Origin of the sequence: Sphingobacterium sp. UBA6320, assembly GCF_002440335.1 — a bacterium.
Classification (GTDB): domain Bacteria; phylum Bacteroidota; class Bacteroidia; order Sphingobacteriales; family Sphingobacteriaceae; genus Sphingobacterium.
Window position 1 is genome coordinate 111464 of sequence record NZ_DJTA01000006.1, and the last position, 14115, is coordinate 125578.

A 14115-nucleotide genomic window follows, 5' to 3' on the forward strand; every position below is an offset into this window, starting at 1 on the left:
TCAGGAATGTAAAACCGTTGCGCAGCTTTTTCCTGATGATAGCTATCCGAGCGCTTGCTTTAAATCGGAGATTAAATCATCAATTGATTCTAGCCCAACGCTAATACGAATAAGACCATCGGTAATACCTGTTTTTAATCGGATCTCTCTAGGTATTCCAGCATGGGACATGGAAGCAGGGTGGGAGACTAATGTATCGACAGTGCCGATTGAAACTGCTCGCGTACATATCTGAAGTTTATTGACAAAATCAATTGCTTTTTCATATCCGCCTTTCAGCTCTATGCTCATCACAGATCCGGCATGTCGCATTTGCTTTTTGCTAATAGTATAATCGGGATGAGTTGTAAGTCCATTATAATGCACTTGCGAGATCTCCGGATGGTGATCTAGAAATGTGGCCACATCCATGGCATTGCGACAATGTTGTTCCATTCGTAAGGGTAAAGTTTTAATACCCTGTAAAACAAGAAAAGCATCAAAAGGGTTACTGTTGACTCCCAGTAATTTATGTGTTTGATGCACATACGTATCCATAGCGCTTAGATCTCGACCGATCAATACTCCTCCAATAGCATTACCATGTCCATTTAAAAATTTTGTCGTAGAATGAAACACATAATCCACTCCGTATTTAAAAGGTTGCTGGAGATAAGGAGTAGAAAAGGTATTATCAACAGAAATCAATTTATTGTATTTTTTTGCAAGCTCCACCACACGTTCGATATCAATACACTGCATTGTTGGATTTGCAGGAGATTCAAAGTGAATCAGCTTAATTTCCGGTTTTTCTTTTAAAATAGTTTCCAATTCTTCCGCATCAGTCATATTCGAAAAATAGGCTTTGATACCAAATTTAGGAAGCATCTTCGTAATAAACTCGTGGGTTCCACCATATAAAGATGGAGTAGCAAGTATCCCATCGCCAGCATTAAGGCAGGATATAAATAGCGTGGACATCGCCGACTGTCCACTCGATGTCAATAGAGCACGAGCACGCAAAGGAGTTCCATCAGGATTTAGGATCTTCCAGGTTTCTAGGTCGGCTATAGCTTGTGCTGTCGCATCAGTGGTTGGATTGCCAAATCGAGAGTAAATATATCCTGCATCTTCACCAGAAAATCTACGCATTCCCTGTTCCACGCTATCAAAAGTGAAGGTAGAACTAGCATATATAGGTGCTAAATGGGCATGATGACCATCCGTATGCTCCTGATGAATGGCCAGTGTTCCAAAGTCAATATCATTTCTGGTCATAGGAATAGCTTAAAATTAAATGTTGATCGTTGTTGTACATCTTTGTTCGGTATGTAGGTGTAAGTTGTCAATCCTAAATTTAGGAATAAAAAGATTAAAAAACAGATTGAATATAAGAATCATCTATTTTCGATATTGTGTTAAATACTATTTTATAACAGCTTATATTGTACTAAGATTAAAAACAAGTAAAACAAACTATTGATCATTTTATAGCCAATGCTATCAGGTGCATGCACCCTATAATTATGTTAATTGACGCCACATGCTATTAAAACATCGATAATTGAATGCCGGGACGATTTTTATTGGGTTTTTGCGCTTTTCCCATTACGGTTTGACCATTATATTTCCATGAGTCTCTGCGTTCTTGCTCCAAGACTTCCTGTATGTCAAACTGTGGAGTAAAATTTGCCTCTGCCTGTAGTACGATCTGATGTAGTTTATTGATTGTTTTTAATTTATCCAGATGTCCCAATTTTGATTTTTCTATTCCTTTTCTAAGTACAGTAATACTCTCATCATAAATCGTTAAAGGTACAGGAAATGGATGACCGTCTTTACCTCCATGAGCAAAACCAAATCGTGCAGGGTCTTTAAATCTAGACGGACCACCGTGAATGACCTCACTTACTAACGCAAGAGATTGCATAGTACGAGGACCGACCCCTTTCAGCAGTAATAATTCTTCAAAATTATCGGTCTGCAATTCCCTTGTCACATATAAGAGTGCTCCTAGCCTTTTTAGATCCACATCCGATGCACGGATATCATGTCTGTTAGGCATTACTAGATGGGCAAATTCCTGCATGATCCGAGCAGGATCATTTTGCGCAATAGCTAAGATTCCTTGCCTATTAGATGCTGCCGCTGCTGCTGTTAAGTTTAATATCTTTCCGCGAGAGACGCCATTAATACCCGTATGTGGTTCATCTATAAAAGATTTTAGATGCTGAGAATGCCAGTGATAACGTCTTGCTGTACCATCATTTTCATGCATACCCTGTTGCACAACAGTCCAATTACCTTTGTCTGAAACAATGAAATTATGGAGATAAAGTTGATATCCATCTTGTATAGCTGTATTATCGACTTTTGCAGTCAATTTACTTGCACGTACCAGCGCATCCCCCGAAAGTCCCGTATGGTCCGCTATCCGTAATAATTCTGCGGGTGTTTCTCTCGAAAACTTTCCTTTGCCTCCACAAATATAGAGTCCTAAAGAGGCCGATTGTGGATTAATAGCACGTTTTAAAGCACCCATGACAGAGGTTGTGATCCCAGACGAATGCCAGTCCATACCCAATACAGCACCTAAACTTTGAAACCAAAAAGGATCCGATAAGCGGCGCAATACCTCATCTTTACCGTAGTCTGCTAAAATGGCCTCTACGATAGAAAGTCCTAAGGCAGACATACGTTCATAGAGCCAGGCAGGTACTTTCCCATAATGTAAGGGTAGATCGGCAGTTCCCGAACGTTTCATATTGTTTCGCTAAATATTTTAGTGTAAAATTAGGTAATAAAATCAACAGTTGATTTTAATATCAGAGATTTATGTTTCTAAAATTAAATCTATTTTTTTTCATTTTGACTCTTTATGAGTTAGTTTGTCTTTTTGGATTGATTTTTGATTTTAAATATTTAAATAAATGACATCTACAAAAATTATTTTAATAACAATTGTATATTGTTTACTATCCAGTATAAAATAATTGTAATTAGCAAAACTAAGTTGAAAATATGATTTTAATCGTTGATGATAAACCTGAGAATATCTATTCCCTTCAACAACTGTTAGAGTCTAGAGGTTTTAGTGTGGATACGGCATTGTCCGGAGAAGAAGCTTTGAAAAAAGCATTTAAAAACCAATATGCACTTATTATTTTGGACGTTCAAATGCCAGATATGGATGGCTTTGAAGTCGCGAGGTATTTAGCAAACTATAGTAAAACTAAAGATATTTCTATCATATTTTTATCTGCAGCTAATCGCGATAAGCGATTTATTGAACAAGGTTATGCCTCTGGAGGGATTGACTATGTTACAAAACCTGTAGATATGGAGATTTTATTAATGAAAGTCAAAAATTTCTATCAGTTACATGAGAAGACTTTGGCTTTAAATGCGGTACAGCACGATTTACTTAGTGAAATTGAACGACGTAAGCGGGCACAATCCTCCTTGTTAGAAAAAGCAAATCATTTGCGCTCTATATTAGAATCTCTTCCTCAAATTGCTTTTTCGGTAGATCCACAAGGTAAAATTGATTTTGTAAATTACAATTGGTTTCTATTTTCAGCATCCGAAAATCAATTTCCGGAATGCCATCCGGATGATCCCGCTATAAAGGACGTTGTAAACTCCCATATTCAAAAAGGTAAGGCTGTGGAAATGGAAGTTCGGATAAAACCATTAAATTCCCAACTTTATCGCTATCATTTACTGCGCATTGTCCCCATTGAAGAAAATCATGTGATTGCTCATTGGGTCGGAACCTTTACGGATATCGATGATCAAAAACAGATTGAACAAAAGAAGGATGAATTTATAAGTATTGCTTCGCACGAATTAAAAACGCCATTGACCAGTATGCGTGGGTATGTCCAATTACTGGCTCGTGCTTTGCGTGGTGAGCAAAATGTTAAGGTACAGAAATATATGGATCGTGTCCAAGGCCAATTGGACAAATTAAGTACATTGGTTGCTGATCTACTGGATATTTCAAAAATTGACAATGGCAAATTAAAGATTAACCATCATTTGTTTGATTTAGATGTTTTAATAGATACTGTCATTGAAACTATGCGGCAGACCCATGATAATAAGATGTTGCATATCGAACGCGAGGGTGCTCGATTAGATCGCTTAATCTTGGGAGATGAGTTGCGTATCGAACAGGTACTGGTCAATTTTGTGACCAATGCAATCAAATATGGTCCTGATTCTGATCGTATTATTATCCATACTGAAATGAACGGCCACGAAGTGAAAGTAAGTGTGCAAGATTTTGGAATAGGTGTTCCTGCAAAAAATCAACCGCCGATATTTGATAAATTTTATAGGGTCGAGGAAACCTCTGTCCGATTTCAAGGATTAGGTTTAGGACTATATATTTGCGCGGAAATTATTAGACAGCATCAAGGGCAGTATGGTATGGCGAGTAAATTTGGTGAGGGATCGACTTTTTATTTTACTTTACCATTGAATACAGCACATTTATGATTATAAACTTAAGAGAATGGCTTTTATAATGGCTTCGGTAATAGAAAAATACTGCGCACAAGATGCGATTAATTATAAAGAATAAGATCATGTTAACTATACAATTTTAAATAAAGAGCCATGGAAACCAATAAAAAAATTTTAATCTTCGAAGATGATATATCCATTTTAGAGATCGTCACTATTATTCTCGAAGACGCAGGCTATGGAGTTGAAACATCACAAACATCTCATGATATAATTGAAAAAGTTGCTGCAATAAAACCAGATTTAATTTTGATGGACAATTGGATTCCCAATATTGGTGGAAAAGAAGCGACAAAACTACTAAAAAGAGATCCTAATTTTAATCAGATACCAGTTATTTATATAACCGCAAATAGTGACATCGCCGAACTTGCTAAGGATGCTGGAGCAGATGATTTCCTGGCGAAACCTTTTGATTTGGTCGATCTTGAAAAAATAGTATCTAAATATTTAAAATAGCATTTTAAACACATCAAGTATCTGTTAACCGGATGTTGAAAAATAAATACGATCGTCTCTAAACATCAATTATATGCTGGAGACGATCGGCTGATAAGTTTCAAACTAGCCCATCATATCGTGCGTTAACTCAGCTGTGGATCCGTTTTTGAATGTTTTCCAGTTTCCACCCGTCCCGCAAAATGACGCTCAAATGGACTATTTAGTAGCGTAACACTGATATCGTACCAACCGTACTCTTGTTGAGTGTCGATTATTGAAGTCGCTGATTGACCTGCTTTCAAGGTAATTTCCTTATTCCAAAGACGATATGCATTGTCTTTTATACTTATGTCCAAGGTTTCTTGCCCTTCATTCTTGAGGTGTAATACTAGATTGCCAGTAGGTTTTTTAGTTGATCCTAGTTCATAAGATGCGCTAATACGTAGTGCTTCATCTTGTCCCTTAAATCCTCGCATAAATCCATTTGGTCCATAAGCAGTAAATGCATAAATATTATCTTTAAAATCTGATAAATTCCAGCTGAAATCCAGTGACTGACCTGCAAATACCGCAAATGGCCAAAATTGAACACCATCGTGATAAGAATCGCCGGTATAGATATTAAATGGACTATTCAAAGATGCCTCACCAAAAAAAGTATTTCCAACCTTCATATGTATAGAGATCTTATCCTCTTTCTTACTGATCTCTTCATCGATATATAGTTCATAAGCCAACGCACTTGAAGGACGTTGTCCCTTTTCTTGTTTGGCCAACCATGGAGATATGTTTCGTTGTTTCTTTAGATTTGCGATATCGCCTAAAGACCATTGATGATAATTATGAGGTAAGGGCAATTTTTTAGATTGGTCAATAGCCCAAATCTGTGCGTTGCGGTCTAAAAAAGGCAATTTGCGATCAGGATTAGATTCTGGAGTACGAAATACTGAAGTTAGATCGCCAGTAATTGCTCTGCGCCATGAACTGATGTTATTTTCATAAATATGTTTTCCATATTTTTTATTCAGGAAATATTCCAAAAACTGTATAGTAGAAGTGATGTCGAAAACCTCAGAATTGACCCATCCACCTTTTGACCATGGCGAAGCAACGATCAGCGGAACGCGGTATCCGAGTCCGACAGGACCCTCAGTTGCATTTTCTTGATTCTCTCCAGCATCTAGCTCCTGCTGTAGACTGACATACTCACCAGAGATATCCATTCCTGGAGAAACCTTACCTGATGTTGGATCGGCTGGGTTGGGGGCTACGAAGGGTGGAATATGATCAAAATAACCATCATTTTCATCGTAATTTAAGATGAAAATTGTTTTGCGCCACAGATCAGGATTTTCTGTTAAAATATTCAAAATCTCAGAGGTATACCAGGCCCCATACATCGGTGCGCTAGGATGATCAGAAAAATATTCAGGTGCTACTAACCAAGAAACTGTTGGAAGTTTTCCAGACCTTACATCCTGTCTAAATTGATGCAGTATATCGCCTTTCGGAACTCGAATTTCTGCTTCATGCTCTTCGGTATTGATGGCTTCACGATACGATGGGTCTTGTTCATTCGTCTGGAAGGCACGCTTAAAAAGAGCTTGCTCCAAGGGCGGTAGTTTGTTAAAGGCCTCTGGAGTAAAAGTTTGAAGTTTTTTTTCAAAACTTGTCAACTGTTCCCGCTTTTGTTTTAATTTATTTTTTTCCTTTTGTGCACTTTCCGCTTTACCGTCTTCCAAGAGTTTTTCTATTTTCCTGATTTCATCAGGTAGCTCTGCGATACGCTTTCTTAAAAAAGCGAGATGACTCTCTTTAAATTCAATATGATATTGTGAAAACCATTCCAGATTATTGTCCGTATAGTTACCCAATAATCCTTCATCCTGCAGACCAGATTGTATGCTCACCTCATTTTGATATACCTTCCAGGAAATATCTGCTGCCTCCAATTTTTCTGGAAAGGTCTTCCAGTTAGCCCATCGATTGAAATAGATATCCGAGTTGCGAACCAGAGGTTTCTCTCCTTTAGCTGGTACGCAGGTACCTGTCCAAAAAAAGTGACGATTGGTCGTTGTACCCGTTATCGATGAACAGAAGTTTTGATCACAAATGGTAAAAGCATCGGCAAATGCATAGTAAAAAGGATTGTCTTCACGGGTGTAGTAACCCATTGTCAATGGGATATCTTCGTAATGTTTGTGGCCAGACCGTTTGGCATCTATCCAATTATCATGTTTTCCTTGGTTACGTGTAACTGATTGATTTTCCCAAGAATGAGGTAGATAGCTTGTCCAGGCAGCTTTAGATCTTTTGATATCGAGGCGAAAAGGAGAAAATGTTTTACCGTCTTTTCCAGATTGTAACCATACCGGATTTCCATTAGGCAATTGTATAGCTCTAGGATCTCCATATCCGCGTACACCAGATAGCGTACCAAAGCTATGGTCAAAAGAGCGGTTTTCTTGCATCAGCATAACAATATGCTCCGCATCGAGAAAACTAGATCCAGAAAGAGGTTCAATTGCCATGGCTTGCTGTATGGCGGCAGGCAGTCCCCATTCCAAACCCATCGCTCCAGTTAAAAGTGAGGCTTTCTTTAAGAAATCTCTTCTATTATCCATGTATTACTGTATTATTCGTTTTTAGATTTAAAATTTAAAAGTATAAAGAATTTGGATGTAGTAGTGTAACGATTAGGTTTCATAAGTACATTTTCAGAATCGGGATTTAAAATTCCTAAGTTTTTCCTAAATATGGCTATAGGTTTGTTTCAAACAATAAAATCATGAAAATTTTATATACAATTTTACTTTCAATATTCGCTTATACTTTTTCATTTGCTCAAGTCAATACGCGACCAAAACTACCTAAAGTAAAACATGCAGAACCTCTTTATCTCGATCTGATGCGTGATCTTGGAGCTCGAAAAGGTGAGGCCGAAGTGAATGTTGGTTATGGGACAGGACGTTTCAAAAATAAAATCGAGCACCATGCTTTTGTTGAATATGAATGGGCAGTTGCCAACCGTTTGGGAGTAGAAATCGAAATCCCTGTACTTTTTGCAAAAGATGATCTAGGACATAGAACCAATCGGGTAGAGGGATTAAAATTTGGAACTCAATATACGTTTTTAGTTGATGAGAAACGTCAGACTTCCTTGGCTATTGGTTATGTGCATGAAATGGAATTTGGCAAATCTAATCCAGCTATCAGAAATACACCTCTTTTCGGAGGATTCATATCGTCACCATTTTTTATAGCAGCTAAAAACTTTAACCACATCAGTACATTGATTTATACAGGACCAGAGTTTGAATATCGATTTAAAAATAGAGCAATGCAAACCAATTTTGTTCTAAATGCCAACATACATTATATGGTTCCTAATTCAAGTCATTATATCGGTATTGAAAATGATATGCGCATAGAACGCGGTCAATTGGAATACATTATGAGACCCCAAGTCAAGCTTGCCTTATCACCAAGCATCGCAGTAGGACTTGTATGCGGTGTTCCAATAAAATCCCAAGAATTTCAAATGGATTTTATGACCCGTCTGATCTGGGAACCTAAGTTTTAGGACTATTATCCTTTGGTAAGGATAATTAATACAAGAGTCCCATACATTTAAATGTATGGGACTCTTGTATTTGTGGAGCATATCGGAATCGAACCGATCACCTCTTCACTGCCAGCGAAGCGCTCTACCAAATGAGCTAATACCCCTTTTGATCCTAAGACAGCGGCAAGATAGTATTTTTCTATGAAATAGTGAAGACTTAAGAATGATTTTTATTTCCTTTTAAAAATGTGATTTCTTTTATGATCGTGTTCGTTTTATTGACTCCAACCTGAGCAACCGCATCATCAATATCTACAGGGATCGTACTTAAAACTGAGCGGAAAAAATAAGTTAGTGAACAATATATGACTTATCATTTTTGAAGAAGCAAAAAGAAATGCAGCTGAATTGTTAAATCAACACGGTTGTCTTAGAGGATTCTGGAGATTATATGGTCGCTAAAGTATTTATGCATTTTGAAGATTTCATAAAAATGGATGTAGTTACTTTAGTCAATGAAGACGGTCAGTGGAAAATTACGAAATCAATCAATTCCTACAAGTAGGTTAAAGAATCAAGTAATCTATCACGTCATTAAAAAGCCTTGGCATGATCATGCCAAGGCTTTTGTTATTTATGCTTCTCTTCTGATATCAAAAGAAATGTAATTTTCGTAATATTCGAGCGATCTCACTGGACTGGTGAAGTTGTACAAAAGTTCTAAGTATATTTTGGATATTAAGGCCCAAGTAGTTTGTTCTCCAAAATTGCGTGCCTTAAATCGGTGCCAAGCCAGTAGTCGTTGTGAGTGATACAATTGGCTGATGTTTTCACGCATAGCATCGATGTCGTTAAAAGGAGTGAGGATACCACGGTCATCTCTCAGTAGATCTTGAGCGTGCCAATATGGAGTAGCAATAACAGCCGCTCCAGCGCCTATTGCAAACGAAAGTGTTCCACTACTGATCTGTTCTTCATGTTGATAAGGAGATAGGTAGATATCACATGCCGTTAAATAATCTTTCAGTTGCTCATCAGACAAGAATTCATCCACGAAAATAACTTTTTCCTGCAATTGCAATTGTTTAACCAAGTCCTGTAACTCATAACGATAAGATTCACCTTCACGTGCCAGTACGTTGGGATGTGTTTTTCCAACGATCAAATATTTAAAATCGGGCAAATCCAGTCCAGACAAAGATTTGATCGCATATTCTAAGCCTTTTCCTCTTCCTATCAGACCAAAAGTCATCATCACAAAATTGGCGTGCATACCTAACTTTTCTTTTGCTGCCTGTTGGTTGTAATCAAATTGCGGCACCCCGTGCGGTATCATCTTGAATTTATACTGGTCACAATTTGGAAATAGCTCCTTCAAGATTTCACATCCTTTTGGCGATAGACTCACCACAGCATGAGATTTTGTAATAAGCGTCTCCATGATTTCCTTTTTTTGTAAAGACGGAGATGCTAATATGGTGTGGAAAATAGTCAACAAAGGAATATTTAACTTGTTGACCAAGTTGTTGATGAAAATACCATCAACACCCCCAAAAATACCATATTCATGTTGCAAAATGCAATAGTCATATTCTTCATTGATAATATAAGAAGCTTGAATATAACTGTCCAATCGATCCTTATCAATAACAAACCGTACCGAATGATCAAATTGGTCTTGACCAATTTTAGATACGGCAATCACATCGATGGTCACATTAGGATCCAATTCCATCCCTTTCTTCAGGTCCTTTGTAAAAGTTGCTAATCCACATTGTTGAGGCGGGCAGGTACTTATGATTACAATTTTTTTCATACGAATTATACCGTTTCGATGTTATGTTCTTCGTTATCAACAGGAATATCCAAAATAGCCATCAATAACAAATAGTATCCTCTATCTAATCCTATTTTTTCTGCTTTTTGATCTATATTTTCCATGTGTATGCTATTTTTAAAATGTAATTATCTTTTCGTTTGTTAAAACAAAAGCTGTACCCAACATTCCCTTAGACATGCATAAACGTAGTTTTTGATGCATAACCCGTAGCATAACCCGTATTATCCGTAAAAAAACGGAGCGAATAGGTATTTTTTTACCCGTTGATCTACCATGCAGTTTCATGGTGCTGAATGCTAGTTTATAGCATAAGTATCGTTATATTTATAGTTGACAAATTTTGCTTACAATGAGTTTGTCGCATTTTTATTGTTAAACCGATCACCTTATAGATATCATTTGTTATGAAATTGAAACATATCCTTTATTTTCTTATCCTGTTCCATTCATTTGCTTATGCACAGGAAAACCTAGATTTTAATGCTAAAAAGAATATCATCTCGCCAGAGGTCAATGAAAAAAGAGTGACCTTCCGACTTTTAGCTCCGCAAGCCAAAACTGTAAAGCTACAGGGGAATTGGATGGAATCAAGTCCTGTTGAACTGCAAAAAGGTGCCGACGGAGTCTGGTCATTGTCACAAGCCGATTTCAAACCAGATATTTACACCTATTCTTATTTAGTTGATGGTGTTAAGGCCAATGATCCAAACAATCCCTATCAAGTTCGTGATGTTTCCTCTGTGATGAGTATGTTTTTAGTGGCGGGGCCACAGTCATTATCCTACGAAGTACAACGCGTTCCGCATGGAAGTGTTACTAAACGATGGTATGCCTCCAAAGGACTTCAAGAAGATCGAAGACTCACGGTGTATACACCCCCAGGTTATGAATCTAATAAGGGGAAATACCCTGTTCTCTATCTTTTACATGGTATGGGTGGGGATGAAGAAGCATGGATGACACTAGGTAGAGCTTCTCAGATCTTAGATAATCTGATTGCCGCTGGTAAGGCAAAGCCAATGATCGTTGTGATGCCAAATGGACACACCAGCAATGCTGCAGCCCCAGGTGAGTCGGCAAAAGGTTTTTATAAAATCGATATGATGACTCCTGATATTTTTACGGGTGATATGGAAACTTATTTTAATGAAATCATAAATTTTACGGAGCAAAATTACCGAGTAAAATCAGATGCTAAAGACCGGGCGATTGCAGGACTTTCCATGGGTGGCTTTCATTCCCTATATATTTCAGCAAACCAACCAAAGATGTTTGGCTATGTCGGATTATTTTCACCAGCAATTCTGCCCCCACAAAATAAACAGAGCCCGATTTACATGAATCTAGATACTAAATTGGATATTCAAAGAAAACAGGGATATCAGTTGTATTGGATCGCCATAGGAAAGACTGATTTTTTGTATAAAAGTGTAACGGATTTCCGAAATAAATTGGATAGAAGTGGTTTTAAATATACCTATGTAGAATCTGACGGCGGTCACACCTGGAGCAATTGGCGAACCTATCTGACAGATTTTGTTCCGCAATTATTTAAATAGCACCTGTATCACCTATTCAAGATGCAGCAACAGCAGGTATTTCTGTATCTTGAATAGATGTGAGGGTTATTTTAGCTATTCCCATTGTTAGTAAAACGTGATTTACCTCTTTTCTTGAATAGCTTTTTGTCCCAGGTTAATAGCATGATTACAAAAATAATAAAACAGATCAAGGTTACGATGTTTGTTCTAATCAATAAGGCATGTATGGTAGCAGGAACAAGGATAGCTTTGGTTTTTGAAACAGAAACAGTTAAAATAAATGAAAAAATAATACTAAAAAGAAGGAAAACTCCAAATCCACCATATTGATCGAAATCATTGAATATAAGAAGATGCCAAAATCCCCAAAATATTCCAGAAATAACGCTTTTAACAATGAGATTAATTTTCCCTAGACCTTCAATTAAATACCCCCTCCAAGTATATTCCTCCATGATATCATAAACGATAGTAAATAGACAAAATATAAATGCCCATACATGTTCATTTATACCATTGTTGTTGCTAAATCCATAAACTGAATATCCGATAAATAATAGTAGCGGGAAGAGTGCGCTTTTTAGCTTGTTATCTCCAAATAGCGAATACGTGGACTTTACTGGACTGAACTTGTAAAATAAAAAGGAAACTAGAAGGATCGCAATGCCGTGATTATAATTCCAATTGACCTCTAAATTGGTGAATGCATGGATAACCGATTGCAATACATTTGGAAGTTTTCTGGAAAAATAAGTTAAAATCAGTATGAGTCCATAAAAAGATAAAATAAGGAACCAGTTTACTTTTTTAATTTCATTAATTAATTTCATTATATATAAGAGTATGCTTTAATAGGTTTTACTACGAACAAAATTTTAGGATTTTTTGAACGCATAGTTTCCAAAGAACTGCTAATATAAAAACTCTTTGCATTAGTGCATAGTAAGATTTTAAAAAAAAATTACCTTGATCTGCGTTCACAAAATTATATATTAGTCTCGTATTTCACAGTCCTTTATACACTTTGTTTGGATAAAATATCCTCTATAAAAAGATTGGCTTCTATTTTGATATCTAATTACTCATATAGTGATCTATCTACATAGGAGAGCAAATTTACTAAAACTACTACCGTGCTAAAATTGTTACTATAAACTGATTTTACTAAAGTGATAAAGAGATGAACAAAATAACTTTGGCTATACTGAATGCCGTCTGTCTTATTGCGACGCTATTTGTAAATTATCGCGCTAATACCGGAGCAATAAACGGTAATACAATGAAAATAGTATCCGATACCTACCACAATTTATTTACACCTGCAGGTTATGCCTTTTCTATTTGGGGGTTGATCTATCTGTTCTTGATCGGTTTTGTCATCTATTCATTTGTCATCTTAAAAAAACCAAAAGAAAGTCATATCATCCATAGAGTAGGGTTATGGTTTATCACGTCATGTGTGCTCAATAGCTTTTGGATAGTAGCTTGGTTAAATGATTATATTGGTTTTTCAGTACTGATCATGATCCTATTATTAATCACCTTACTTAGGATTATTGTCAATATCAAAGCGCAACTGACTGACCCTCCCTTTCGTATTGTTGCTTTGGTATGGTGGCCATTTTCGTTATATTCTGGATGGATATCAGTAGCATTGATTGCCAATGTTGCCGCTTATCTAACCAAAATTCATTGGGATGGATGGCAGTTATCTCAGGTCACCTGGACAGTCATCATGATTATTATCGCAGGCTTGCTTTATATTTATATGACCTGGAAACGTAACATGAGAGAATATGCATTGGTCGGCTCTTGGGCCCTTATAGCTGTTGCTGTAGCAAATTCAGCAGGCAGTTATACTATTTATACCACAGCAATTACAACGGCAGTTGTTATAGCTGTAAGTGGATTGCTGCATGGAATCAAAAACTTTCGTGGATTTGGCAATCAACTTGGGATCTAAAAAAGCGGGTCTAAGATTGAAGATCTTAAGTATCAATGAATTTTTATCCAACATGGTGTATTGTATTTTTTATTCAAGATTCTTAGCGCTTCATATAAAAACCCCATTTTTGAATCAGCAAAAGACCACTCTCAATTTTAATAAGGGTGAGATCTCATTTTACTAATATCATCAACTTTTTTATCGTGCTCTCACATGGCTTTTTATTCGCATATTATTTTAAAAAACATGATATTAAGATAGGTGTAAAAAAAAC

General features: G+C 36.8%; 10 protein-coding genes and 1 tRNA gene. 5 read left to right on the plus strand and 6 right to left on the minus strand.

Features of this window, described 5'->3' with window-relative positions; all coding sequences use genetic code 11:
• Positions 1-42: 42 nt before the first annotated feature.
• Positions 43-1257 (minus strand): trans-sulfuration enzyme family protein, encoded by a 1215-nt coding sequence (locus B3P23_RS02480; RefSeq protein WP_293924260.1) that lies wholly within the window; start codon positions 1255-1257, stop codon positions 43-45.
• A 271-nt stretch (positions 1258-1528) separates the two neighbouring features.
• Positions 1529-2743 carry a DUF763 domain-containing protein gene (locus B3P23_RS02485; RefSeq protein ID WP_293924262.1) on the minus strand — a complete coding sequence of 405 codons (1215 nt, stop codon included), beginning with the start codon at positions 2741-2743 and terminating at the stop codon, positions 1529-1531.
• A 257-nt stretch (positions 2744-3000) separates the two neighbouring features.
• Here B3P23_RS02485 and B3P23_RS02490 point away from each other — a divergent pair, with 257 nt between their 5' ends.
• Positions 3001-4482 carry a hybrid sensor histidine kinase/response regulator gene (locus B3P23_RS02490; protein WP_293924264.1) on the plus strand — a complete coding sequence of 494 codons (1482 nt, stop codon included), beginning with the start codon at positions 3001-3003 and terminating at the stop codon, positions 4480-4482.
• Between the two features lie 120 nt (positions 4483-4602).
• Entirely contained in the window at positions 4603-4968 is a 366-nt protein-coding gene (locus B3P23_RS02495) for a response regulator (protein ID WP_045756557.1), read from the plus strand.
• Positions 4969-5093: 125 nt separating this feature from the next.
• Here B3P23_RS02495 and B3P23_RS02500 read toward each other — a convergent pair whose 3' ends face one another.
• Positions 5094-7574 (minus strand): phosphocholine-specific phospholipase C, encoded by a 2481-nt coding sequence (locus B3P23_RS02500; RefSeq protein WP_293924268.1) that lies wholly within the window; start codon positions 7572-7574, stop codon positions 5094-5096.
• Positions 7575-7738: 164 nt separating this feature from the next.
• Here B3P23_RS02500 and B3P23_RS02505 point away from each other — a divergent pair, with 164 nt between their 5' ends.
• On the plus strand, positions 7739-8533 hold the full coding sequence (locus B3P23_RS02505) for an HAEPLYID family protein (protein ID WP_248755872.1): 795 nt from the start codon (positions 7739-7741) through the stop codon (positions 8531-8533).
• 73 nt (positions 8534-8606) lie between these two features.
• On the opposite strand, the gene B3P23_RS02510 is transcribed toward B3P23_RS02505, so the two are convergent.
• A tRNA-Ala gene (locus B3P23_RS02510) sits at positions 8607-8679 on the minus strand.
• Between the two features lie 470 nt (positions 8680-9149).
• Entirely contained in the window at positions 9150-10331 is a 1182-nt protein-coding gene (locus B3P23_RS02515) for a glycosyltransferase (protein ID WP_094772315.1), read from the minus strand.
• Positions 10332-10759: 428 nt separating this feature from the next.
• Between B3P23_RS02515 and B3P23_RS02520 the strand changes: the two genes are divergently transcribed.
• On the plus strand, positions 10760-11914 hold the full coding sequence (locus tag B3P23_RS02520) for an esterase (protein WP_293924271.1): 1155 nt from the start codon (positions 10760-10762) through the stop codon (positions 11912-11914).
• A 71-nt stretch (positions 11915-11985) separates the two neighbouring features.
• Here the strand turns inward: B3P23_RS02520 and B3P23_RS02525 are convergent, their stop codons facing one another.
• Complete coding sequence (locus B3P23_RS02525; protein WP_260948629.1) at positions 11986-12726, minus strand: CPBP family intramembrane glutamic endopeptidase; 741 nt, start codon at positions 12724-12726, stop codon at positions 11986-11988.
• Positions 12727-13076: 350 nt separating this feature from the next.
• On the opposite strand from B3P23_RS02525, the gene B3P23_RS02530 reads away from it, so the two are divergent.
• Positions 13077-13859 carry a hypothetical protein gene (locus B3P23_RS02530; protein ID WP_293924275.1) on the plus strand — a complete coding sequence of 261 codons (783 nt, stop codon included), beginning with the start codon at positions 13077-13079 and terminating at the stop codon, positions 13857-13859.
• Positions 13860-14115 lie beyond the last annotated feature (256 nt).